Genomic DNA, 22,152 nt, shown 5'->3' with positions numbered 1-22,152 from the left:
CGCTCGGCAAGATCGATGGCATCATGGGGCGATGAGTGATGGTGTCGACGGCGTGATTGCGAGGGTGCTTGACTGGGAGCCCGGAGCTGAGAAAGCCCTGATCGCCGCCGGACGGAAGGGGGCGCGCCGCGTCTTCGACCTCTACTACGGCAGGGCCAAGACGAGGCTGGTCGCCAAGGCCACCGGCCGGGAACTGGTCGACGGCTGGTCGGCTGCTCTGCACGTCGCGGCCACGCTCGCACCCGAGGAGTTCCTCGCCCGGCTCCCGGGCCGCGTCGGCACCACCGAGATCGTGATCCTCGGCGACATCGACGACTCGCGGGCTACGGACATCCTGCGCGAGCAGGCCGAGCACGAGGACTTCCTGCACCGTGTCAACGCGGTGAGGGCGCTGGCCAAGCACACCGCCCCGGAGAGCCGGGAAGCGGTCGAGAAGGTCCTCGCTGATCAGGATCTCGTGGTGCGCAGCGCCGCGATTCGCTGCGTCGCTGACCGGGATCCCGGCCGTGGCATCGCCCTGTACGAGGCGTTCCTGCGGGAGTCGGGCCTCACGCCTCTGCTGGGGCAGGAGGCGCGGTGGGTGTTGTCGTACCTGCGCGAAGGCCGGCAGATACCGCGTTCTCCTTGGTGAGGTCGGCGAACCGTGGCTCGGTGATGACGAAGTCCTCGTCGAGCTTCGCGACGAACGCGTCGACGTGGTCCGCGCATCCGTGTCGCAACGCCCAGCCGCGAGGCGCGCCGAGGAAGACGACCAGGTCGTGGTGGACTCGGCCCAGCAGCCCGGGCAGGGCGGACCGGGGGTGCCTTCGGGAACGAGTCGTGGCCCCGTCGCTCGGGTCACCGACCCAAGCGACCGGGGCGACAGGTGTCGTCGTGGGTCAGCTGCGCGAAGAACGGCAATGGCCGCCACAGCGACGTCGATACGATCACCCGGTACGCCCGGCCCGCCGGCGTGACGCCCGGCGAGTCGACGGCGGGCAGGTCGACCTCGAGGCGCCCTCGTCGTCCAGGACGGCCTTGAACGCGGTCGGTGCCAGCATCAGCTGGTCGGCGGGGCTCCGGAGCGCAACCGGCATCTAGAAGACGATGTGGCCGCGCGCCGGAACCCCGTCAGCGATGGTGATCCTGCCGCGTACGGTGACGACGGCCAGGGCCGTAGGGAACGTCATGGTCGGCGATTCTGCCGACGGCGTCCGCTAATGTCCGTGCTCTTGTGGAGACGCCGATCGTGTGGGACGACGTGTGCTGCTCCAGCGCGCTCCAGACGGCTCCGTCGCCGGTATTACTTCAGGTTGTAGCCGTAGGCCCGTCGATTCGCGCCCCAGCTGCACGAGGATGTGGAGAGAATCCCGGAGCCTGCATTCTCCCAGGTTCCGTAGCGAATGTAGTAGCTCCCCAGGACCTCACACTGCGTCCACGACTGGTATTCCCCTGTTCCCCCGCTGCAGACTGCATAGGAACCCCGGGCATCGAACGGACCGGCCTGGCAGCCGCTGGGAACGGCTTGGGCCGGCGATGCGAATGTCATAGCGAGGGGGACAGCGGCGAGCACTGCTCCTAATCCATAGGCTAGCCGACGGATGCCCATAAAAGATCCTCTCCGTAGCAGGTAGCTTACACTCTGTTATGGAAATCTATGGCTGTCAATGATCAATAGTGAATGAACTGCGCCGCGCTCGATCGGTCCATGCCGTACGGCGATACGAATGCCTTCTCGGGTCAGACCATCGAGTGGGCGTTGGGGCTCTGGCTGCCTCGCCCCAACGCCCGGCTTCCGTCACCTGTCCAGCAGCCGGATCTCCTCGAACTCTCGCTCGTTGGTGTCCACGCAGCAGTCGGCGCCGTCCTCGAAATCGCCGAGGAACGAGTGCATGTCGTCCCAGTGCTCCGCCTTGTGGCCCACGATCTCGGCCGGGTCGATCGGCTCGTCGGGCTTGAGGCCGAGCGCCTCGCGGAACACGTCGATCGGGATGTCGCGCACCCAGAATTCGACGAGCTCGGTCCGCCAGGACACTCGCACCATAGCGGCCTTGACCGGTGCCGCCACCGCTGGCTTGAGGGAGGGGTAGGAGGGGTCGCTCATGGTGTCTCTCCAGTTCAGCAAGGGGTGTTGTGCTCGGCGAGTTCGCCGATGCGGATGGCCTGCAGCACGCGCTCGCATTACCCGAGGGCGTAGCGCTTGCAGTTGCCGCAGTGCTTGTGGGTGCAGCCGGGCAGCGGCCTCTCTCGGCGGGCCCCGAAGGACCATCTCCATAGGTGGCCGCGCCCGCGGGCGCCGCCACAGCCGGTTATTTCTAGACGGGGATGACAGTCGGGACGTCGGTGCCGGTGTAGCCGTTCACCGGCAGACCGGAGAGGTAACGTATGACCGTTTCGGTGCGGCCGACACCGACCCGGTATGTGTGCAGGTGCGGCTTCCGCCAGTGCGGACGTCGCGTGGCGCCCGTGCCTGTGCCCGCGGTCTGGCTGCGGGCGACCCGAGCGGCTTTCCACGACCGGATCGCGTCGCCCAGGCGGTATCCCAGGTCGTACGCGGTGACGGCCCTGCCCTGCCAGCGGTGCTTCTTGGAGTGGCCGGCCGCTGTCCGGCGGATGTCGGGATCGACGGTGCACGTGTACAAGATCGGGGCGATGCTCGTGCGCAGCAGCGTTGCGACGTCCTCTGCCGGCATGTTGCTGGTGTGGTCGGTGAAGTGCCTCTGGACGTCGGCGATGAGCTCGCCCAGCGTTGCCGTGGGACCGGCGAACTTCAGGTTGAACCGGCTGAACTCGATCTCCGACATGTCGGCGTCGGCCGAGTGGTCTGCGGCCGGATGAGGCAGTCGCGGAAAGAGCAGGACAAGGTGCTGTCGCTGTGGGTGGTGGGTGCTGCAGAGAACCGGGTCGTCGCCGTCGTATCGCGAACCGGAGACGAAGAACCCGCGGACCTGCATCGTGCGTCTCGAGTTGCTCGTGAACAGGATCGGTGAGGGCAGGTGGATGTAGGGATTGGGGTGGGGTAGCCGGCGCAGCACCTCGCGGTGGATGACGTCGCCGTCACCGAGGTTGCCCAGGTCGTGGGCCAGGTCGGCGTCAAGCCGGTAAACGATCTTGTGGTGCTCCCAGAGGCCCAGCTGCAGCATGGTCTTCAGGTTGGAGACGTAGGTCGACCTGCCGCCCAGTACAGCGAGCAGCTCGCTGTACTGGGCCAGGCCACGTGGCAAGGTGATGGTCGTGTCGGCGGCGAGCTGCCGTTCCAGATCGGCGATGTCTGCGCGAGTAACACCGCACATGACGAGGTTCTGAAAGTAGCCCTGCCGGATCCCGGCGATGGCCTGGGCGGCCTGGACCGCTTCGCGGGAAGAGCTCATGTCGTGGCTGCCCGGCGGCAAGAATGATGGTGCATAGAGGCTCCTCGGCTGGCGCGCGACCAATCGGTCGCGAGAGCTGCAGGGAGAAGTGATGTGACGTGCTGACCGCCCTGGTTTCGGAAACAGCCGTGTCGGTCCCGTTGGGGATCTCCGGCGACTGCTGGTCCGCAGGGAGCGGTGGTGGGTAGGTTCGGGGCCGCGCGGAGCGTCTTCTCTCGCGCTCCGACGTGGTAAGGCCCACCAGGCGTCGGCCTCTGGTGTCAGCCTGGCCGAGCAGGTCGGTTCGCAGCCCTTCCTGGCAGCATCAGCGCGCGATATCTGACGTCCAGGTGCAGCTCGACCGCGACGGTCATAGTGCCCAAGCCCTGCGGGCAGACGTACAGATGCAGCCGGGCGACGGCGGCGCCGTGGTCCAGGTTCGGCGCCGACCGGAGGAAGTCACTGTCCATCGGCGGACCAGGTCGGGGCCGCCTCGGCTGTGCCGAGGTGCCGCCACCGACCGTCCCGCCAGAACTTAGTACCTCCTGGGCATGGCAGAACGGGGGCAAACGGAGGCGCCGCCGCCTGAAGCTGGCAGGCAGCGCCGCCGGAGAAGTCGCGGACCGGCCCACCGCAGGCGTCGATGGCGATGGCTGACGCCTGCGGTGGGCTCTGGTCAGTGGGCTGAGACGCGCAAAGCCGAACCGCTGACGTACATGCCGTGTTCGGCTACCTCCTCTGCGTAGTGGCACTGGGCCGAGGTCAGCGCGTCGGTGAAGTCGAGACCCTCTGCGTGGGCTGCATGCATCAGGGTCGCCAGCACGTCGCTGAGGTTCGCCTGGCGTCCCCAGAATCGACCCTGGACCAGATCGGTATATGTGTCCAGGATGCGGGCCCCGAGCTGGGCCTCGTCGTCGACATAGGTCATGGCCCTCACTTTCAGGTGTCTGGCAGGGCCATCGATCAATGAGCGGACTCTGTCTGGCCGCGGAACCCCAACAATGCCGCCACCACATCTGAAGCGATGACGACCTGTCCGGCGTCCCGACTGCGGTCGTCGATGGCTCGGTCAGCTGAGCCGCTTGCGGTGAAAGACAGCGGCTGGTGATGGTGCCCACGTCAGGGTGCTGTCGTCGAACCTTGCGATGAGCAGAGGGCCGTAGTCGGTCACCTTCTCCACCCACGTCGAGACGTCACGAGTGAGGTCGTCAGGATCCGGGAACGGGTGAGCGGTCAGGACACCGTCCTCGAGCAGACCGTCGGGGAGTGCTTCGTGCATCGAGCGGATCGAGCGAATCAGCTGCCGGTCGACATCGTCGCGGGTGGCACCGACGATGAGTTCCGGCGATGCGTCGCTTGCAGACGACCAGTCGAGCACCGCATAGTGTTGACGAGGGTCGAATAGCATGGTGTTCCTCCGGTTCGGCAGCTATCGGGATGCCTTCGTGAGTCAGAGGGAGTTGTGGATGGTGCTCGCCAGCCCACGCAGCGCTTCCGGGATCCGGCCCTGGAGCGTGCCGCCGAACGGGCTGGTGGCCGAGTCGAACAGCACCACCGGTTCGCCGCCACGGATACGTTGGATGTAGAGGTCACGGCCAGCGACAACAGCGGTGAGCGTCCGCACCTCCCGACGGTTGGGGTGCCGGCTGATCGGCCGGCGTTCGGTGGACCTGGCGACTTGCGCGATGGACTCGCTGTCGAACACGCCCCACCCTTCGTTGAGCAGACACAGGCCGTAGACGTTGGGGCCGACGCTGGCGAGGAAACAATGGCGCGCGGCGGCATTGACGGCAGTCGCCACGGTGAGATTCTCCAGAAACTCCGGCAGAATGTGGTGTCCTTGCAGTAAGGGGCTGTTCACTGCGGCGATGGTGTCGCTGCGGCGTCGCAGGACTAGCAACTGCGGTCGTGCGTCCTAGCCCTGCCGGTCCGCTGCCGCCTCAGCGGCTAAAAGGAAGTCCATCAGGACGTCTTGGCCGGTCATCGGCTTCTCCCTTGTGCTGCTAGCAGGCGTTCGATCCGTAGCTGTGCCTGGATCGGGTAGGTTCGTGGTCTTTGCTCGTCGGGTACGTCGATGAGCTGGGCAGCCGGCAGCTACCGGAGGCCGGACGCCCCGCCCAGGCGAGATAGGTCCAGCGGGTCGGGGTGAGGCGTCACGCACCGGCAGGTGCTCCAGGTCGTAGAGGCTGTTAACACTGGTGTGCTGATCGGTTGCACGTGTCGAGTGCTTGCCTGGCATGGTCGGTGTCCGTTCGTGCGCCGGGTCTGCCGGACGCGGTGGGACCGCGCCCGGCGTCCAGTGGCGGGCGGGCGTCAGGACGGCGGCCGTAGGGCGCTGTGGGCCATGAGCCGATCGAGGTCGGTCAGCCGGGCCAGCACCGTGGCCTGGCAGTCGGCCAGGCTGATCGGGTTCGGTCGGCCGTGGGCGTGGTCGTCGGCGCGCAGCAGCAGCGACCGCCACGAGGCGAGGATCTCCCGGACAACCTGGACACCGCCTGCGGGCAGGTGCGGGCAGGCGTCCTCGGCCCGGACCCAGCCGTCGGCCATGAGCCGGTTGTTGGACGGACTCCACAGGTTGGCGTCGATCTCCTGCGCGTGGCAGTTCATGTCGACGGCGTCGGTAGGCAGACGCAGCGTCGGCAGCGGCAGGCATCCGGGAACCGGGTGGTCCTCACCGAGCGACATCTGCAGGCCCGACAGCGTTTGCCGCAGCGCCGTGGTCGCTTCGGCCAGGCACTGTTCCGGGCTGGCTGTACGGGGCATGGGCATAGTTGTCCCTGAATAGGTGAACGTAAGCGTGGGGTGCTGAGGCCGCGGCGGCGCATGGCCAGCTAAGGTGCGGCGGTCAGGTTTGGTCCGGCTCGCCGGCCAGGACGTCGAGCAGCAGACGACCTGCCGGTGCAGGCCGGGTCGGCCGGACGCGCGGCCTGGGTTCCGGGTAGGCGTGCTTGGCCAGCAGCCGGTTGGCGGCCAGCGTGGTGTCGTGGCGTTCGACGTCGCCGGGTTCGGTCAGCTGGTAGCGCAGGTTGCGGTATCGGCGCATGGCGCCGTCGATCCCGTCCCGGGTGAGGACCTCGGCCACAGCGGTGCGGACAGCCTGCTGGCTGGAACCGTGCACGTCGGCGAGCATGAGGACTCGTGCGATGGTCTCGATGTCGGCCTCGAAGGCGACCCGGACGGTGACGCTCACCGCGCGGGCACCAGCACAGCGCCGGGCCGTGTGGGGCCGGCATCAAACAGATGTCGTCGGGCGTGGTGCAGCAGGCGCAGGAGCGTGACGCGTACGGCGATGTCGTAGGGCATGCCGCCGGTGTCGACCTGGAAGTGGACCGCGGTGGCGGCTGGCCAGATGCCGTCGCTGGGCAGCGGCGGGGGAAGGCGCAGCGGTGTGCGGTTGGCGTCGGTGTCGGCGTCGCCGTTGAACGTGATGGCGGCGGTGAGGTCGACCTGGGGGTCGCCGGTGCCGTCGGGTCCGGCGATGACGATGCCCAGGCTGGCGCAGGCGTCGACGATCTGCGCCCAGGCTGCGGCGTATGCGCTGCGGAGCTGCCGGATGACGAAGGAGGAAGCGTGTGTCATGTGATGATCTCTTAAGTTGGCGATAGGCGGTCGGGTGAATAGACCTACTGGGTACTGCGAGCGTCGTATGACGTGGGCGTCAGGTGGCTGGCGCGAGGAGGTCGCCGGCGCGCACGCGGCTCGACGCAGACGTCGTGCGGTGCCCGCGGCGGGCGAGGAGGAACGGCGTCGGCCGCACCTCGGCCCGGACCGGGCAGGAGGGCGCCGACGTCGGGGATCCTTCATCGTCGGTGCCGGCGGCCGCGACGGCGGTCAGATGACTGCTGCGGCGCTGCCGGGTGGGTGCGAGGTAGTGCTGGCTGATCGCGTCGAGGTCGTCGGCTGCGGTTGTCAGCGCCGCTGCCAGCTGCTCCAGGTCGTTGAAGGTGAAAGACCATGGCGCTGACGGGCAGAGCAGTTGCAGCAAAGCAGCGGCTCGTCCTGCAATCGATGCCGCCTGGCTCGCGATCGGCTCCGGCTCCGGATCTTGCGCTGACTCCAGGTCGGGCAGCGGCTCCGGATCGGGCGCCGTTGACTCAAGCGGAGCAGGACCCTCGGGGATCGATGCGGTGCTGGCTGGTGCCGGGTCGGCGGCGAAGCGCAGGCTCTCCACCTGCGGCACCGCGGCCGAGGGCATACCGGGTTGCGGGCTGTCAGGGCCGGCGGTGAGTGCTGTGGCGGTGCTGGACTCGGCAGCCAGCACACGGTGCAGATGCTCGACGACGACCCTGATGTCAGCGACGGCGAGGTTCAGCGCGGTGAGGGCCAGCTCGGCCTCGGCGACGTCGATGCTGTTGCCGCCGTCGGCCAGCCTCTGACGCAGGGCACCGGTCAGAGCCGCGAGCTGGCGGGCGGTGGTCACGGCAGCGCTGCGAGGTTTGTAGGCGGGGACGCAGGCACGGATGATGCGCATTGAAACTCCCTGTCGGATCGGACAGGGGTTGAGCGGCCCCACGGCCGCTCAACCCCTTGGCGGGTTGTGGCGGCCGAGCTGGTCGGCGGCTCTTCGGCCGGTGGCTACCGGTGTGTCACGTACTCGTACTGCAGGTAGGCATCCGGGTCAGCGGCCGCGCGACTTGCGGCCGGGGCCTGGTCGTGGTGTCGGGTCGGGCGTGGTCGATGATCGGCTGCAACGCCCACCGCATGGCGGCGAGGTTGTGGGCGTGCAGGTCGATGCGGCAGCGACGGCCCCGGTAAGCGAATGCTCCCGTACCCGTCGTCGATCTCGTTGAACACCGATGGCTGTCCGGTTCTGCCGATTGACCGGATGGTCTACTGTCCGCTTGGCGGCTGCCTATCCATTTGCGGGCAGACGATGATGGGACTGCTTCGTCATTTCCGATCTAGGAGATCCAATGATGCGAGAACTGTTCCATCTCGACGACGGCGTCGTCTCCTTCACGGAAGCCGTTTCGCGCGTTGCGGACGCTCTAAGTCCGCTTGGTGCAGCGGCTCGTACCGTCGCTGAGTTATCGGCCCTGGCTGCGGAGCTCAGACAGATCGCGCTAGAGAGGCAACGCACAGAAGCCGTACGCTCAATTTCGCTTGCTGCTCTGGGGCAACGTCAACGGGAGGTGGAACTAGCGGCCGCCGAGATGCGTTGGACGGGTAGCGAGGTAACTTTGTCATCGGCCCAGCTGAACGAAGCGATCTCGCGGCTGACGGTACAGGTTATGGATCGCTACATCTCCGAAGACGAGCGAATGATCGGGCATCAGTCCCTGCAGACCATGGCTAAACTCTCGGTCCAACTCAACCAGGCACGCATCAGCGGTACCGTCAGGTGGTCGGACGACTTGCTCAATGGTGGATGGTTTAACGCCCTGTGGACCAGTATCTTCGCTAGTAGGTTGGAACTCGAGACGTGACCCTGCGTGCGGGATCAGGCGACCACGTCAACGATCCCAGGCTGTCCGTTGAACTTGAGCACGCCATCGACGCAACGTATTCCAGTCACGATTTGCGTGACCGTATATCGAAGGTTGAGGCGGCTCTTGGTGCCAAACCCGTCGGCGCACGGCTCCAATACCTCTACCAGCTGTATCGGGAAAGCAAAACCGTTGCGGGCGTCGCGGAAGCAGATTATGAGCGCGCCAGAGTCGCCCTGGGTACGTTGTGTGACACCTGGGAGTCATTGACGATTGGGCGTCGCAATATTCAGGTACGTCGGGCCATTTCAGGACCGGCTGAGGCGGGGTGGCTGTATCGGGAAAGCTATACGGCCCTTCTGGGGACGAGCTTCGAGATCGGCATTACAGCCGCCCGGATGTTGACCCAAGTGGAGCATGTGATCGGCCTAGTCGATGCGCTCTATCGCAGGATGGCCGACTTGGAACGGGCCATCGCCACGGAATATGGACAGCCAGGGTTGATCTGGTTCCGGGAAGTCGCCTCGAACGAGCCGCCTCGACTGCCAAGAGGGCGGTCCGAGTCCTGAGACCCGCCATACCGTAGCCCGCCGTTGAGCTTGGCGGCGGACTGAAGTTCGGTATCGTCCAAGTGGCCCCACCCAGAAACACATGGCCAGTGCGAATGTAGAGGGAGCCGTCGCGAGCCAGGCGACACATCGGTGAGAAACTGCCAGGATCACTAATGTCGACAGCTCAGCAACGACGGCTTCTCAACGAAATGTCGGGCCGACATTCGCACCGACATAATCGGAGAAACGGAAGATTCACCGAGAACCTACAACGTCCTGACGCTGCGGAGATCCACACCACGGGCAGCGAAGAACGCCACCGGGTCGACCGCATTGGCTTCCGTGGCAGGCTGGCCGGTGTGGGTCTCCAGGTGCAGGTGCGGTCCGGACGAGTGGCCGCTGTTGCCGACCAGGCCGATGATCTGCCCCGCGACGACCTCTTCGCCCACCGACACAGCCGGTCGCTGAAGCATGTGGCAGTAGCGTGTCACAGTCTTATCTGGATGCAGGATCTCGGCATACCAGCCGCAGCCTGGGGTGGACAGGTTGCCGTCGATGTCGCAGGAGCGCGGTGAACCGTCGGCGTTGTAGGCGTTGCACCGGACTTTGATGACGATGCCGGAGGCCGCGGCCCGGATCGGGGTGCCGCGGCCGGCGCCGAGGTCGACGCCGTCGTGGCCGGGACGTGAATCGGTGCGGAAGCCGGAGTTGAGCGGCGCGTCGACGGGCTTGACCCATCCGCTGGCGCTCGTGCACATCCCAAACCCGCCGGGTATCTCGACGCCGAGCACGGCTGCGGTGTCGGCGACCAGCGCGGTGGCGTCAGGCTCCCACTTGGCGTACGCGTTCGGGTAGGCGCTGCGCTGTACGGCCTGGGCGGCCTGCGTGAGCGGCATCTGCTGCCAGCCGTCGATGGTCAGCAGCTTGTCGTAGAACTCGCCTGCGGCGTACCGCGGGTCCATGACCTGTTGCGGGGTTCCCCAGCCCTGGCTTGGCCTCTGCTGGAACAGGCCGAGGGAGTCGTGGTCGTTGGCGGCGCCGAGGTCGCCGAGGTTACGCAGCACGGACTCCTGGATCGCGGTCGCGACCGCGATCACCATCCCGCGTCCCGGCACCTTCTTGTTCGCGCCGACCTGCACGATCGTGGCCACATGGCCCCGCTGCTCGGTGTCGTAGCGTCCGGCCGTGTCGGTGGAGGCGGTGGGGGTGGCAGTGGTCTGCGGGACGCAGGCGGTGGCGGTGCCGCTGAGGCCGACGAGTCCGCCGACGCAGCAGATGGTGACGCCCATGACGGTGGCGACGATGACGCTGATCACGCGGTTGGTCATGGCCGCACGGCCCTGGGCTGGGGGTGCATGAGGTTCCTCCTTGATGTGCCGCGTCGCGTTGCGGCGTTCCTCCCGCGGTGATGTGGTGCGCACCCGCTGCGGCGGGATGCGCAAGGGCGAGACCGGGCCCGCGCCCCATGGCAGGTGCAGGCCCGGTCGGGTCAGTACAGGGCCGTGGTCAGTGGCCGGTTGTGGTCGTGTGGGCGCGTGCCCGCATCTCGGCGGTGACGGGCCGGACGTGGACGTTGCGGTCGGCGCAGGCGGCGTCGATCAGGGCGAGGACCTTCTTGGCCTTGACGACCGCCTGCACACTCAGCTGCACCGGTAGATCACGGGGGAGCACGACGCGGCGATGGGACAGGTCCAGGCGCACGTAGACCTTGACCGCGTCATCGCTGTTGGCGGCGTGGCAGGACAGGACGAGCTGGACCTGGTCCTCACCGGCGGGGCGGGCCACGATGTCGTGGGTGTTCCAGGCGCGGTAGGCGATGTCCGGTGCCAGCCGGACCGCGGCCGGCTTGCCGTGCCGGTAGTACGGCCACAGCCCGGTCCCGTAGGTGATCTGCGGGCTGTCGAGCTCGTAGCCCCAGGCGCCGGCCAGGTCGGCGGCCAACTCCGTGGGGTGGTCGGGCAGGTCCGCCGCTGCCGGGTAGGGGCGCGGGTTGGCGTGATCGGCGGGGGCGGCTATCAGGTCAGTCACGGTAGGTCTCCTTCAGCTGGGCGATGAGGGCGGCGACGGCGCCCCCGCCAGCGGCGGCCGAAGCGGGGGCTAAGCCGGTGTCGATGTAGGTGAACAGGCGCAGTGCGTGCCACGGTTCGGGCAGGAACTCCAGCAGCGACCCGTCGGGGCCGGCGGTCAGGCGCACGCGGTAGCCGCCGGTGACTGCGACGGCCAGGGGCCTGCTACGGTCCAGGTCTCGAAAGTCGGCGGGCATGACGTCCGCGGCTGCCGGTCGGGGCCGCATCCGCGGATGGTTCAGGAACGGGCACAGACGTATGGCCGCGTCGGCGCAGGGTATGTGCATCGGCGGGTCGGTGTAGGTGTTGTGCAGCAGGTTCGCGACGCCGCCGACGAAGGTGAGGTCCCGGGTGATGTAGTGGCTGCAGGCACCGCACAGCTGCTCCCGCGCGCACTCCATGGCCCGCTAACCGTTGACGACGGCGAAGTCATGACGGCCGCCGTCGTGCTCGTTGACATAGGGGACGGGTAGCTGCCGCCGGGCGTCGAACGGTCTGCCGGCCAGCCGGAAGTACAGGTCGCGGCGGTTCATGCTGCCCGCCTGCTGCCGGGAGTGCCGACGGGTCGCTGGACCTCGCGCGGCCGGGCCGCAGACACCGGCACGACGACGGGCCCGGCCTGGGTGATGTCGGTGTCGGTGAGCCGGTGGTAGGACGCCGACCAGGCGGCGAGGACCGCGGTGGTCCACGCGATCTGGTCGGCGGCGGGTGCGTCGCCTGGGGGCATCGGCGGCAGAGCGGCGTCGGCCGCTGAGCGTCGATCGCCGGTCCAGGTGGCGACGGCGTCGGCGACGATCTGCGTCGCCTGCCGGTCGACGGCATCGGGGTCACGGCCGACGATCAGCGTCGGTGTTCCGGCTGCCCAGCCGATGACGGCGTGGCAGCGGCGGTCGTCGCGGGCACGGTGCCGCAGCGGCAGCCCCATGGTCCAGCTGAGAACGGTCCCGGCGCCGATCGCTTTGGCGTGCTGCAGTGCGCTGTTGGCCCGCAGCAGCACCGTGGAGGTGATGGGGCACATCGGCGCGGCATACATTCCGGCGCATGCCGTGACGTCCATGACGACGGTCCGGCCGGGCAGCTGCACCTCGAACGGCTCGCGCAGCCGCGCCAGCAGATCCTTCACGTCCTTGGTGAGGTGTTCGTCGCTGCGGGGCCACAGCAGAGCGAACTCGTCGCGGCCCAGCCGGTAGACGCCCGCACCGCGGTTGCGAGCTGCTTCCCGCAGTACGGCGGCGAGGAGCACGAGGACCTGGTCGCCGGCGCGGTAACCGAAGGTGGCGTTGAGGGCAGCGAACTGGTCGAGGTTGACGATGGCGAGGGTGGCGGCCTTGCCTGCGCGGCTGATCGGCGCGAGGGCGTCGATCAGCGCGCGCCGGTCCGGCAAACCGGTGAGCCGGTCGACGGCCGCTGCCGACGGCATCGGGGTGTTGCGTGGGCGGCGGCATATATCGGCCAGCAGCCACAGGCCGATGCCGGACAGCAGGCCGAAGAGAATCCCGAAGCCCAGCAGGGCGTAAGCGGTGAAGTTGGTGGACACTGGTTCGCATCTCCTCTGGTAAGCGGAGAGAGTGCGAGGGCAGCCGGGTCACATCCGGCTGCCCTCATCTGGAGGAAGGGCAGCCGCAGCCGCAGCCGCGGCAGCGGTCAGGCGGCAGTTCCGCCGCCTGTGTCCGGTCGAAGGTCAGACCGCGGCAGGCAGGTCGACGTGCACCACGCACACGACCGCGTCCCGCAAGCCCCGTAGGTACGCCTCGGCGGCACCGGCGTAGGTCAGCCGCCGACCGAGGGTGTCGCGGGCAGGAACCGACCCGCCGCTGCGCAGCAGCTCGCCGTCGCAGGTGATCAGCGCATGGCCGAACACGGTCGTGGCGGCCGCGTACTGGGCGAAGACCGTCGGTCCGGCTTGCAGGCACATCAGGCCGATGCCGAACAGTTCGGCTGCGACGGTGCCCAGGCCGAGACCGACCCATCTCAGCCACTGGCTGCGGGGATGCTCGGCGATCTGCTGCGGGGTGCCATCGCGCAGCAGCGCCAGCGGCAGCGGCGGGGTGCCGTAGGCGTTGAGGCGGTACCACCAGTACGTCGACTTGCCAGCCGCCACGGCGTGCCGCCGAGCGGCGTCAAGGTCGAGGTCGGCGGTGTGTACGGCTGCGGCCCAGTCACCGCGGCGCAGAAGATGCCGTGAGCACATCGAGTCCGTGACACACGCCGCCACACCGACAGCGGCGAGCTGCCGCTCGACGGCGTTCAGCAGCCGGGGGCCGTAGCCGGTCCGGTCGCTGACACAGACCAGAACGGTGTGGGCGCCCGGGTGCCGGTGCGTGACGTCGGCGGCGCAGCACAGCATGTCCGCCATGTCACTTCACCGTGCCGGTGGCCGAGGCGAACCCGTGGTCGGCTGCAGAGGCTGGCCCGTCGTCGCTGCTGTCGGCCTTGGCCGGGCTGACGGTCCGCGGTCGTGGCTGCCCGGCGACATCGGACAGGTCTACGGGTGTGGCAGCGGCTGCGGCGTTGATCAGCCGTGCGGCAGGCGGCTGCGGGGAGTCCAGCAGCCGCATCGTGCCGGCTTGCCGAATGGACTGCGCCTGACGTGCGCGGATGTCGTGCTTGTCCGCGAACGTCTCCAGGTCCATGTCGGGGTGGGCCATCATCTGCGCCCACAGCCACCGCCACACGTCGTAGTGGTGCTGCTGGTTCGGGATGCGGCGGATCAGATCCAGGGGCGCGTTGGCGACCACCCGGCTCGCGGCGCCGGGCATCGGCTCGAAGTCGCCGCTGTCGAAGTCGTCGGCGATGCTCGGCGGGCTGAGCTGGCCGGCGATGTGGCCGGCCCAGGCAGGAAGGTCGACCTGAGCCATGACCAGTTCGGCGAGCTGGTCGAAGCGGATCGCGCCGGCGATCAGGCCTGGCAGGGTCTGGTCGCCGCCGTGGGCTTCGGTCATCTGCTTCTTGAGGTAGGCCGCCAGCGCGGCGCTGTGCCGGCTGCTGCGGATGCTCTCCCGTGCGGCGTCCAGCGCCGCCCACTTGTCCAGGCCGTCGTCGTAGTAGAACCGCTCGGCGAGCCGTACCGCGTCGGATTCGGTTTTGCGCAGGTCGTCGTCCCAGCGGGGTTTGTCCCGTGGCAGCAGCCCGGCGGCCTTGAGGGCGTCGCGGCGGCGGGCTTCGATGTGGCCGTAGGCGACGGCAAACGCCATGGTTCCGAGGAACCCGAACCCGACGGCCAGCATCGGCAGGTCGAGGTGGCCGACGATGTTGATGCCGACGGCGACGGCCAGCCACACGACCGAGACGATCCGCCAGTACCAGGCGGTTTCGCCTTCGGAGCGGCGCCAGTCGGCGATCGCCATCGTCGCGACGCCGCCGAGGTCGACGACCAGCGCGAACGGCGCCACGATGATCACACGGAGCCAGATCGGGAAGTCGTCGGGCCAGGGCAGGTTCGTGGTGCCGGCCCAGGTCTGGCCGATCCAGGAACCCAGCGCGGCGACGTTGTACAGGGCGCCGGCCAGGGTCTGTGCCTGGCGGCCGCGGATGATCGACATCCTGACCGTCGCCGCGGCACCGGCATCCGGGCGCATCGGTGCGATGGGGCGGTTCGGGCTGTCCGCGTTCTGCGGTGGCGCGCCGGGAAGGGTGGTTATGGACATGGGAACTCCAGTGCTCGAAGGCCGCGTACGAGCGGCAGCGGATGAAGTGACGTGTCGGGGGCGACGCGACCCGCCCGAGGACCCGGACGGGTCGCGTACGGCGGCGTCAGCGCTGCTCGTGGTCGTCTCGGTGCACGACCTTCAGTCCGGATGCCGACGCGACGAACCCGGGCAGATGGGTGGCGCCGACCACGGCCCCCGGGACCGGGATCGGCAGTCCGCGCGAGTCGCGGTGGTCGGTGAGCCCGAGCCGGTCGCAGCAGCCGAGCACCACCGGGACGACACCGGAGACGGCGACCGTCGTGCGGTGCCCGCAGGACAGGTCGAGGCGGTACACCGCCGACAGCGGCACAGCGGCAGACAGAGTGATCATCTTCGCGGTCATCGGCGCTCCAGGTCGGTCCCGGACAGGGCCGCGAACACGACCGCGCATTCGCGGTTGATCTCCGTGGCGATGCGCTCGAGAGCCTCGACGGCGGCGAAGACGCCCGTGTCGTCGGACGGCATCAGGTCCCGCGGTTCCTGGTGCATCAAGCAGATCCGCACCGCCTTGTGGCCGACCAGCAGCCGCGCGGTCAGGACACCGCCGCCGTCGGCGCCGTCGTTGTCTGCGGTGCGCCACATCCGGACCTGCCGCAGCGCACCGACCGCCTGCCAGACCCCGGGTGCGTCGCCGTCGTTGAGGCCGGTGAGCAGGTCGACGAGCTGTCCAGCGGTCGTGGCCAGGGTGTCGCGGCACAGGGTGTCGTCGATGCCGTAGCGGGCCGCGGCGCCGGCTTCCAGCCACGCCGAGCACGCTTCGGCGTCGAACCGCAGCCGCGGAGCCTGCATGACGGGAACCGCGGCGAGGCGGGACGCGAGGCTGGCCGCAGCTGCCCGGCCACGCCACACCGGGAGCCGCGTCGCACGGTTCAGCAGGTGCTGCAGCTCGGTGCGGTCCTGCAAGCTGAGCGTCCGCAGCAGCAGTTCCCTCGGCGGGCGCGCGTCGGCGCTGCTAGGGGACAGGATCATGGGGTCACCGCCGGGCGCCGCGTGATGCACAGGTCACACATGAAGCCCTGCGGCATGAGCTGGGCGGTGTTGGCGACGGTCGGTTTCGCGCAGCTGACGCACGGCACGGTGCCGTCGGCGGGTTCCTGGTGCCGGTGGTGTTCTGTCTTGTCGGGTTCGGGTGGACGGGTCACGTGGGCTCCTCACACGGCGAGGGCGCCGTCCACGTGGACGGCGCCCTCGGAGAGCGATCAGGAAAGGTCAGACGGTGATGCCGTGCAGCAGCGCGGCGGCGCGGACGTCGGTGAGGTCCGGCACGGCCCGTCCGGCGATGTCGGCCAGCGTCACCGCGACCCGGGCGACGGCGGTGTACTGCCCGGCGGTGATCCGGTCACGGGCCAGGCGCCGTCGCAGGCGCTGCAACGCGGGGCCGTCCCAGCGCGGCGGTGTCCGCAGGTCGTGTCGCAAGTCGGCAGCGCGGCGGAACGGCAGGCCGTTCATACGGGTCCGGGCCCGCCAGGTCGCGGCCACGACCAGGCGCCGCAGGCCGGCCAAATCCTTGCCGGCGATGCCGTAATGCGGGCACGGCAGCGCTGCGTCGAGGTCGATACGCAGGTCGGCGAACTGCGTCAGCGTCGCGGTCCGGCAGCGGTAGGTGAGTTGTTCGGCCTCGGCCTGGCGGCACGGACGGTCCAGAAGATGCGCCAGGCATCCGCAGGGTGTGGAGGTGAACACAGCCTGGAAGCGCGCCGGCCACGTGTGACAGCCGTCCTGGCCGTGGTGGGTGATGGAACCGGTGGTCATCGCCGCGACCAGCGCGGCGACGGTCTGCGGGTCGTACCGGCCGGCCTGGTCCAGGACCAGCACTTCGGCGTCGGCCAGCGATATCGCACCCGGCTGGTGCGGGTCACCGCAGCCGAGCAGGTCGCCCGGCCGGGCGGTGTGGTCGCGGCGGACCAGTCTCGGCCGACACAGCCGGCCCAGCCACAGCTGGTCGGGTCGATGCCGCCAGACGGCGGCGACGCGCTCGGTCTCGCGGCGCGACAGCGTGGTGGCCAGGCCGGCGACGGCCTCGGCAAGGGGGCTCCGGACGGTGCCTGTCCCGCCGGTCAGGGCGAGGTGGTGGCCGCCCACGGCGGCTACGGCGACACCGAGCCAGGCAAGGGTCGGCGCGGTGAGGTCGCCGCAGAGGCGGTCGGGCATGGCGACGGTGAGGTGGTCGTCCTGTCGCGGTTCGGTGAGCAGCAAGATCGTCCTCCGTTCGAGGAATGGCGAAAGGGGTGCAGCGCGCAGGCGCTGCACCCCTTGGGCAGGTAGAAGGGCGTCGGCGGGGCGGTGGTCGGTCAGGCCGGCAGGGCCAGGTGCAGGCCGGAACGGACCCGCCACACTCCGGGCGTGATCGCGGCCAGCGGGTAGGCGGGTACGTGGTCGTGTTCGGTGATCTGCTGGTCCGGGTTGAGTACTCGGCCGTCGTCGCCCAAGATCGCCTGGCAGCCGTCGCCCGCGACGCACGTTCGCGCGAGCGGCTCGAAACCGATGCTGTAGGTCGTGCCACCCGCGGCGGTGACCAGCAGGCCGAGTTCCCCGAACGGCGCGACCTGCTGATGAGGGCCGAAGTTCAGCGACATCAGTACCGTGACCATCGCGACCCACGACGACTGGGCGTCGACGTGGAAGCGGCTGGTGTCGCCGTAGCAGGACGCCAGCGCCAGCAGACGGTGCTGGACGGCCGTGAACACCGCGGCGGCGTCGCGTTCGACGGTGGCCGTCAGCTGCTGCGGCAGGTAGTCGAACGCCGGCACCTCGGCGACGACGGTGTCGTCGTCGGGGAAGCCCTTGGGCAGCAGGTTGATCAGCTCGACGACGATGTCGGCGCAGACACCCCACTGGGTGGCGCGGCCGCATGCGGCCTGCAGGATGGCGTCGAGCTGCGGCGCCGACAGCAGCCAACTGTCGGCGTTGAGTTTGTTGCCGGGTCCGAAGTCGCGCGGCGACTTGCCCTGAGCCTCCAGCAGCGGCGTGTAGACGCCGGTAATGACCAGGCGCAGCACGTCAGCGGGACTGGTCGCGTCGTGCAGCGACCGGAGCAGGGCGTCGAGGTCGACCGGATTCAGACGAGCCCGTATGGGTGCGGCAGGCAGTGCGAACATGATTCTCCGTAGGGTCGGGATGCGGCGCCGGACGCGAGGGGTCCGGCGTGCACGCCGGACCGGTCCACGGATCGACGCCACAGCTATAGACAGCTCTGTGGATGTAAAGGACATCGGGCGCCGCCCGGCAGGGTGGCGCGCGTGGGCCGCAGGCGGTGTGCGAACGCACCCGCCTGCAGCCGCTGGTTCGAGCCGGAGTCAGACGGAGGTCAGCGACGTACGACAGTCAGCAGCCGCTTGTGGGCCGTGGTCTTCTTGCCGTCCTGGTCGCCCTCGAGGGCCTGGCTGGCACGCCACGCCTGCTCCGTCATCGTCTTGGGCGCCCGGACACCGCGGCCCCAGTCGAGGAACTCCGTGATCGACCGCTCCGCGGCGTAAGCGTTACGGCCGACGTCCTCGGCGTTCGTCTCGAACCGGGTCGCCATACCTTCGGCGAACCTGCGGTATTTCGCCTTGACCTTGTCGGACTCCTCGTCACCCGGCGGCGTCCACAGGTCCGCGACGACCTGCAGGTACTCGTCGATCGCCAGATCGGTCCGCAGCAGCATCTCCTGCTCGGCGGCGAACGACTCGTAGTACTTGCGCGACAGCCGCAGCGTCTCCTCGGCCTGCCGGATCCGCTGCAGCGGGTCACCGACATGCGGGGTGCTCCACCGCGCGACCGCGTCACGCAACGCGAACCGCTCGGTGTTGCCGCACGCCACCCGCCACGGCGTGACGACGGCTTCGAAACCGGTCAGGCCGTCGTGGGAGTTGAACGCGGCAAGGAACGGCGCGACGACGTCGGCCAGCCCTGCCGGGTCGATGACGATCGTGTCGGGCAGCCTCATGGTGACGAACACGCGGCGCCCGCCGCGCAGCGCGCCGGCGCTCTCCCAGATCACGTCGTTGCGTCCGACGAGAGCCTGCAGGAATTCGAAGATGTCGCGGTTCTGCACAACCTCGTACCGGTTGCCGACCACACCGAGACCGGCGTCGGTGTCGCGCCGCACCGTGACGTTCTGGTCCTCCAACTCGTGCAGGATCCCGTCGGGGGTGCGGAACTGGACCGGGAACTTCTCGACCGTGAAGTCGATCGCCCCGGCCTTCAGGACCTTGTCGACGTCGGTGGTGCCGCCCTCGATCACGGTTCCGAGCTGATGCCACGCCGGCGTCGACGTATACAGGGCCGCGCGGTCCGTCGACAGGTCCAGGCCGTGCTGCGGCAGGACCAGGCCGTTGTCACGCTGGATCCAGATCTCGCCGTTGTCCCAGCTGCCCGGGTCGCTGACCCGGTAGCGGCCATCGCCGAGCGCCACCAGCTTGCCGGCGTCGATCCGTGCCTGCAGGTCCGCGCGCTGCCGCTCGCCGGAGGCCAGCTGCCCAGCCCGCTCGGCGGCGAACGCGGTGTTCACGTCGACCGGGCGGTCGACTGCTACGGTTGTCATCGGTCTGTACTCCTACCAAGAGTGGCCATTGCTCCACCGGCCTCAAGCGTTGGCGCGCTTGGGGCCGTTTTCGTCCGGCGGGTGCCGGACTGGTGACCCGGCCGTGCCGGGTACGTACAGGCCGAAGCCTGTACCGCGGCGCCGTTGCCGCATGTCGTCTGCAGGTGCAGGGACGGGCTCACAGCGGCGAGCACCGTGGAACCTCACCGAACAGGTCTGTGATCAGCTGCCGGGCGCCGGGAAGGCCGAGTCGCGGACCTTCGTTCCATTCGACGTCCCACCGTCCCGAGCTGCGGACGGCGAAGTCGTCGCCGAGCAGCTGCCACGCCCGCAGAAGCACCGCGGTGACAGCCAGGTCGTAGCGCTCCCGCCGGGTGTGGCAGGTTCCGGTCCGGGGCGGAACCCGCTGGCCGTGGATCAGCGGCGGGGGCAGCAGCAGCGGCGTGCCCTGCCGGCCGGTGGCGGCGTCGCCGTTGACCGCGATCCCGGCATGTGAGTCCAGCACCGGTACGCCGAAGCCGTCCGGGCCGCACATTCCGATGCCCAGCTGCCCGACGGCGAGCAGGATCTTCTGTGTGTCGGCGAGCAGGACCGGCCACATCAGCCGGTACCGGGCGGTGGTGACGTCGGCACCGAAGCTGTGGCTGTAGCTGCTCATCCGTTCACCTGCTCGGTGGTGTTGAGGATGTGCAGGGCCTGGACTAGTGGTATGCCGTCGACGGTCACGGCGGCGCGGTCGTCAACGACCCGGACCTTCGTGTCGGGTCGCAGCCGGGAGGACTGCCCGTTGGTGAACGGCACCACCCACCGGCCGCGGCTCTTCCACGGCGCGGCAGCCACGGTCTGGATCCCGTCGGTGAAAGCGACCTCGGCGCCGGAGGTCAGCATCGCGGGGGTGCGCAGGTCGTAGCCGTCGGCGGCGCGGATCAGCCAAACAGCCACCGTCGCGATCATCGGCACCGTGCCGACGAGGTAGCTGACGGTGACCCTGCCGCCGGTCAGGACCTCGATCACCGTGGCGGGCACCCACGTCGAGCCGACGTTGAGGTGGACGGGCTGCTGCGCTGCGAACGGTGCCGCGGCAGCGAAGGGCGTGCGTATGTAGGTCATGGTGCGGGACTCCTTTGGCGAAGGAAGGGAAGTCCGGGCACGGCCGACTGGCCGTGCCCGGTGCGCGCTGCTGCGCGATCGGCCAGGCGCGGCCGGAGTTCTGGAGCAAGTGCTGAAGGTGGTGGCGCACAAGGTGCAGGCAGCCCGTTGGGCAGCGACCTCACCAGGTCCGCAGGACCACGGGGTATCGGCATCAGCGACGTCGCACCAGGGACGCGAAAAGCCACGTCGGGCAACGCGGCTGAAGGGGTGAAGCCGTTCCGCTGACGCGAACCCGGGCTTCACCCCTTCAGGTCACTGCACGATCAGGGCGACCAGCCGGTCGTCGGCTGACAGGTCCTGCAGTGCCGAGCGGGTCTTCGAAATGAACTCCCAGACCGTTGCCAGTGGGGAGTTCGGGCGGCACTCGAACAACACGCCGTGGCGGTCGACGATGGCGTTGCCGGGCACTGCCACCTGGTAGCCGATCTCGGCGTACGCCTCGCAGCTGACCTGCAATGCCTCCAGGTGGTCCAGGGGAAGGTGCATGAGGCCACGACCGGACCTGTTGTAGATCTCCATTGCGGCGACCCTCGACTGGGACTGGTAGTCCCGGTGGGCCTGCGCCAGGGTGTAGCGATCATCGGGCGTGCTGCGGTGCCGGTCGATGAAGTGCGACAGCGGCTTGGCAGCTTGGGTGCCTTTGACGACCTGGTTCCACACGTGCCAGCGGTTGCGGGCGACGTCGTACCCGTACTGCGCCATCCAGTCGAGGTTCAGCAGCCGTACCGGCGCTCCCGCGGCCAGATGCTCACGTGGGGCGACCAGCTCGCCCCGGCTACGGCGGCGTGCCGTGTGAACGAAGTGGGGATGGAGTTGGCTCGCGTCGCGGGAGCGGAGAAGGGCCTGCGAGCGGGGAAGCAGGCTGACCGCGGATATGAAGGCAGCCTTGGCTGCGTTGGCCACCTGTTCAGTGGGCACGTCCGCGCAGATGCAGACAGTGACGATCTGGGCCATGAGGGCTCCTTCTGCGTGCTCGCACGCGAAAACGCACCGCCGGTAGGGCGGTGCTGCAGGCAGGGTGAGGTGGCGCGGTGATGTCACCGCGCAGGCGCCGGTCAGGGACCGGAGTGGGATGTTCGCCGACGTTGTGGTGGCGGGCCGACCGGCTTGTGGCGGGTGGGCGGATGCGACCGCAGGTCGTGGGCGGACAAGCCCAGGGGTGGTGCGTCAAATTGTCTCTAGGAGATGGATCAACCGTAAGGTGCTCACCCAACACACCTCACCGACCGACACGACCGTCACCACGCTGACCTGCGGCGCTGCGAAACCTCGACCCCGACCGTCGGCGACCGCCGACACAGCCACACCCCTGCTGACCTGCTGTTGACCACCTGAACAAAGATTTCCTGCGGCCAACGCCGCAACGCCGCCGATCGACGCCCGCACCGACGCCGGATGGCCGCCGCCAGAACAG

Annotated in this window: 30 protein-coding genes; 3 read left to right on the top strand and 27 right to left on the bottom strand. The window is 68.8% G+C overall.

Translation table 11 applies throughout. The annotated features are described in order from the left end of the window. The first annotated feature begins 31 nt into the window (after positions 1 to 31). Positions 32 to 631, top strand: a complete 600-nt coding sequence (locus tag QEZ54_RS08570; RefSeq protein WP_281303961.1) for a HEAT repeat domain-containing protein — start codon at positions 32 to 34, stop codon at positions 629 to 631. A 295-nt stretch (positions 632 to 926) separates the two neighbouring features. Here QEZ54_RS08570 and QEZ54_RS08565 read toward each other — a convergent pair whose 3' ends face one another. The 10 genes from QEZ54_RS08565 to QEZ54_RS08520 form a co-directional block, all read right to left on the bottom strand. Continuing rightward, the gene (locus QEZ54_RS08565) at positions 927 to 1,076 is read right to left on the bottom strand and encodes a hypothetical protein (protein WP_281303960.1); all 150 of its coding nucleotides are present in this window, start codon (positions 1,074 to 1,076) and stop codon (positions 927 to 929) included. Positions 1,077 to 1,777: 701 nt separating this feature from the next. After that, positions 1,778 to 2,083 carry a hypothetical protein gene (locus QEZ54_RS08560; RefSeq protein WP_281303959.1) on the bottom strand — a complete coding sequence of 102 codons (306 nt, stop codon included), beginning with the start codon at positions 2,081 to 2,083 and terminating at the stop codon, positions 1,778 to 1,780. Between the two features lie 211 nt (positions 2,084 to 2,294). After that, on the bottom strand, positions 2,295 to 3,350 hold the full coding sequence (locus QEZ54_RS08555) for a hypothetical protein (protein ID WP_281303958.1): 1,056 nt from the start codon (positions 3,348 to 3,350) through the stop codon (positions 2,295 to 2,297). A gap of 655 nt (positions 3,351 to 4,005) precedes the next feature. Continuing rightward, positions 4,006 to 4,257 (bottom strand): hypothetical protein, encoded by a 252-nt coding sequence (locus QEZ54_RS08550; protein ID WP_281303957.1) that lies wholly within the window; start codon positions 4,255 to 4,257, stop codon positions 4,006 to 4,008. 141 nt (positions 4,258 to 4,398) lie between these two features. Beyond that, positions 4,399 to 4,737 carry a hypothetical protein gene (locus tag QEZ54_RS08545; protein WP_281303956.1) on the bottom strand — a complete coding sequence of 113 codons (339 nt, stop codon included), beginning with the start codon at positions 4,735 to 4,737 and terminating at the stop codon, positions 4,399 to 4,401. A gap of 42 nt (positions 4,738 to 4,779) precedes the next feature. Then, positions 4,780 to 5,190, bottom strand: a complete 411-nt coding sequence (locus tag QEZ54_RS08540; RefSeq protein WP_281303955.1) for a hypothetical protein — start codon at positions 5,188 to 5,190, stop codon at positions 4,780 to 4,782. Between the two features lie 452 nt (positions 5,191 to 5,642). Then, positions 5,643 to 6,092 carry a hypothetical protein gene (locus QEZ54_RS08535; protein WP_281303954.1) on the bottom strand — a complete coding sequence of 150 codons (450 nt, stop codon included), beginning with the start codon at positions 6,090 to 6,092 and terminating at the stop codon, positions 5,643 to 5,645. 82 nt (positions 6,093 to 6,174) lie between these two features. Further along, on the bottom strand, positions 6,175 to 6,519 hold the full coding sequence (locus tag QEZ54_RS08530; RefSeq protein WP_281303953.1) for a hypothetical protein: 345 nt from the start codon (positions 6,517 to 6,519) through the stop codon (positions 6,175 to 6,177). After that, positions 6,516 to 6,908 (bottom strand): hypothetical protein, encoded by a 393-nt coding sequence (locus tag QEZ54_RS08525; RefSeq protein WP_281303952.1) that lies wholly within the window; start codon positions 6,906 to 6,908, stop codon positions 6,516 to 6,518. The genes QEZ54_RS08530 and QEZ54_RS08525 overlap by 4 nt, the downstream gene beginning before the upstream one ends. A 79-nt stretch (positions 6,909 to 6,987) precedes the next feature. Beyond that, the gene (locus QEZ54_RS08520) at positions 6,988 to 7,800 is read right to left on the bottom strand and encodes a hypothetical protein (protein WP_281303951.1); all 813 of its coding nucleotides are present in this window, start codon (positions 7,798 to 7,800) and stop codon (positions 6,988 to 6,990) included. Positions 7,801 to 8,242: 442 nt separating this feature from the next. On the opposite strand from QEZ54_RS08520, the gene QEZ54_RS08515 reads away from it, so the two are divergent. Beyond that, positions 8,243 to 8,755, top strand: a complete 513-nt coding sequence (locus tag QEZ54_RS08515) for a hypothetical protein (RefSeq protein ID WP_281303950.1) — start codon at positions 8,243 to 8,245, stop codon at positions 8,753 to 8,755. After that, a complete protein-coding gene (locus QEZ54_RS08510) occupies positions 8,752 to 9,324 on the top strand; it encodes a hypothetical protein (protein WP_281303949.1) in 573 nt (190 codons plus the stop codon). Before QEZ54_RS08515 ends, QEZ54_RS08510 begins: the two co-directional genes overlap by 4 nt. A gap of 248 nt (positions 9,325 to 9,572) precedes the next feature. Here QEZ54_RS08510 and QEZ54_RS08505 read toward each other — a convergent pair whose 3' ends face one another. The 17 genes from QEZ54_RS08505 to QEZ54_RS08425 all read right to left on the bottom strand — a co-directional run. After that, a complete protein-coding gene (locus tag QEZ54_RS08505; RefSeq protein WP_281303948.1) occupies positions 9,573 to 10,634 on the bottom strand; it encodes a M23 family metallopeptidase in 1,062 nt (353 codons plus the stop codon). 178 nt (positions 10,635 to 10,812) lie between these two features. Continuing rightward, on the bottom strand, positions 10,813 to 11,334 hold the full coding sequence (locus QEZ54_RS08500; RefSeq protein ID WP_281303947.1) for a hypothetical protein: 522 nt from the start codon (positions 11,332 to 11,334) through the stop codon (positions 10,813 to 10,815). Continuing rightward, complete coding sequence (locus QEZ54_RS08495) at positions 11,327 to 11,773, bottom strand: hypothetical protein (protein ID WP_281303946.1); 447 nt, start codon at positions 11,771 to 11,773, stop codon at positions 11,327 to 11,329. Before QEZ54_RS08495 ends, QEZ54_RS08500 begins: the two co-directional genes overlap by 8 nt. 6 nt (positions 11,774 to 11,779) lie before the next feature. Continuing rightward, the gene (locus QEZ54_RS08490) at positions 11,780 to 11,905 is read right to left on the bottom strand and encodes a hypothetical protein (protein ID WP_281303945.1); all 126 of its coding nucleotides are present in this window, start codon (positions 11,903 to 11,905) and stop codon (positions 11,780 to 11,782) included. After that, on the bottom strand, positions 11,902 to 12,909 hold the full coding sequence (locus QEZ54_RS08485) for a GGDEF domain-containing protein (protein ID WP_281303944.1): 1,008 nt from the start codon (positions 12,907 to 12,909) through the stop codon (positions 11,902 to 11,904). Before QEZ54_RS08485 ends, QEZ54_RS08490 begins: the two co-directional genes overlap by 4 nt. Positions 12,910 to 13,053: 144 nt before the next feature. Beyond that, the gene (locus QEZ54_RS08480) at positions 13,054 to 13,728 is read right to left on the bottom strand and encodes a hypothetical protein (RefSeq protein WP_281303943.1); all 675 of its coding nucleotides are present in this window, start codon (positions 13,726 to 13,728) and stop codon (positions 13,054 to 13,056) included. Position 13,729: 1 nt separating this feature from the next. Continuing rightward, positions 13,730 to 15,019 carry a hypothetical protein gene (locus tag QEZ54_RS08475; protein ID WP_281303942.1) on the bottom strand — a complete coding sequence of 430 codons (1,290 nt, stop codon included), beginning with the start codon at positions 15,017 to 15,019 and terminating at the stop codon, positions 13,730 to 13,732. A 106-nt stretch (positions 15,020 to 15,125) separates the two neighbouring features. After that, a complete protein-coding gene (locus QEZ54_RS08470; RefSeq protein ID WP_281303941.1) occupies positions 15,126 to 15,404 on the bottom strand; it encodes a hypothetical protein in 279 nt (92 codons plus the stop codon). Then, on the bottom strand, positions 15,401 to 16,030 hold the full coding sequence (locus tag QEZ54_RS08465) for a hypothetical protein (RefSeq protein ID WP_281303940.1): 630 nt from the start codon (positions 16,028 to 16,030) through the stop codon (positions 15,401 to 15,403). The genes QEZ54_RS08470 and QEZ54_RS08465 overlap by 4 nt, the downstream gene beginning before the upstream one ends. Continuing rightward, a complete protein-coding gene (locus QEZ54_RS08460; protein WP_281303939.1) occupies positions 16,027 to 16,203 on the bottom strand; it encodes a hypothetical protein in 177 nt (58 codons plus the stop codon). Before QEZ54_RS08460 ends, QEZ54_RS08465 begins: the two co-directional genes overlap by 4 nt. A 67-nt stretch (positions 16,204 to 16,270) precedes the next feature. Further along, complete coding sequence (locus QEZ54_RS08455; protein WP_281303938.1) at positions 16,271 to 17,257, bottom strand: ATP-binding protein; 987 nt, start codon at positions 17,255 to 17,257, stop codon at positions 16,271 to 16,273. A gap of 95 nt (positions 17,258 to 17,352) precedes the next feature. Next, positions 17,353 to 18,159: a hypothetical protein gene (locus QEZ54_RS08450; protein WP_281303937.1), complete on the bottom strand. Its 807-nt coding sequence runs from the start codon at positions 18,157 to 18,159 to the stop codon at positions 17,353 to 17,355. Between the two features lie 209 nt (positions 18,160 to 18,368). Further along, positions 18,369 to 19,586, bottom strand: coding sequence for a DUF932 domain-containing protein (locus tag QEZ54_RS08445; RefSeq protein WP_281303936.1), 1,218 nt, complete (start codon positions 19,584 to 19,586; stop codon positions 18,369 to 18,371). Positions 19,587 to 19,764: 178 nt separating this feature from the next. Continuing rightward, the gene (locus QEZ54_RS08440; RefSeq protein ID WP_281303935.1) at positions 19,765 to 20,244 is read right to left on the bottom strand and encodes a hypothetical protein; all 480 of its coding nucleotides are present in this window, start codon (positions 20,242 to 20,244) and stop codon (positions 19,765 to 19,767) included. Then, positions 20,241 to 20,696, bottom strand: a complete 456-nt coding sequence (locus QEZ54_RS08435; RefSeq protein ID WP_281303934.1) for a hypothetical protein — start codon at positions 20,694 to 20,696, stop codon at positions 20,241 to 20,243. The genes QEZ54_RS08440 and QEZ54_RS08435 overlap by 4 nt, the downstream gene beginning before the upstream one ends. A 294-nt stretch (positions 20,697 to 20,990) precedes the next feature. Beyond that, positions 20,991 to 21,692: a hypothetical protein gene (locus tag QEZ54_RS08430; protein WP_281303933.1), complete on the bottom strand. Its 702-nt coding sequence runs from the start codon at positions 21,690 to 21,692 to the stop codon at positions 20,991 to 20,993. Between the two features lie 213 nt (positions 21,693 to 21,905). Continuing rightward, positions 21,906 to 22,152, bottom strand: a 247-nt coding sequence (locus QEZ54_RS08425; protein ID WP_281303932.1) for a hypothetical protein, incomplete at its 5' end; no start/stop codon positions are given.

This window comes from Catellatospora sp. KI3 (genome assembly GCF_029948125.1).
Lineage (GTDB): Bacteria > Actinomycetota > Actinomycetes > Mycobacteriales > Micromonosporaceae > Catellatospora.
Note: the sequence above shows the minus strand (reverse complement) of the source record. Positions and strands in the feature narration are given on the sequence as shown.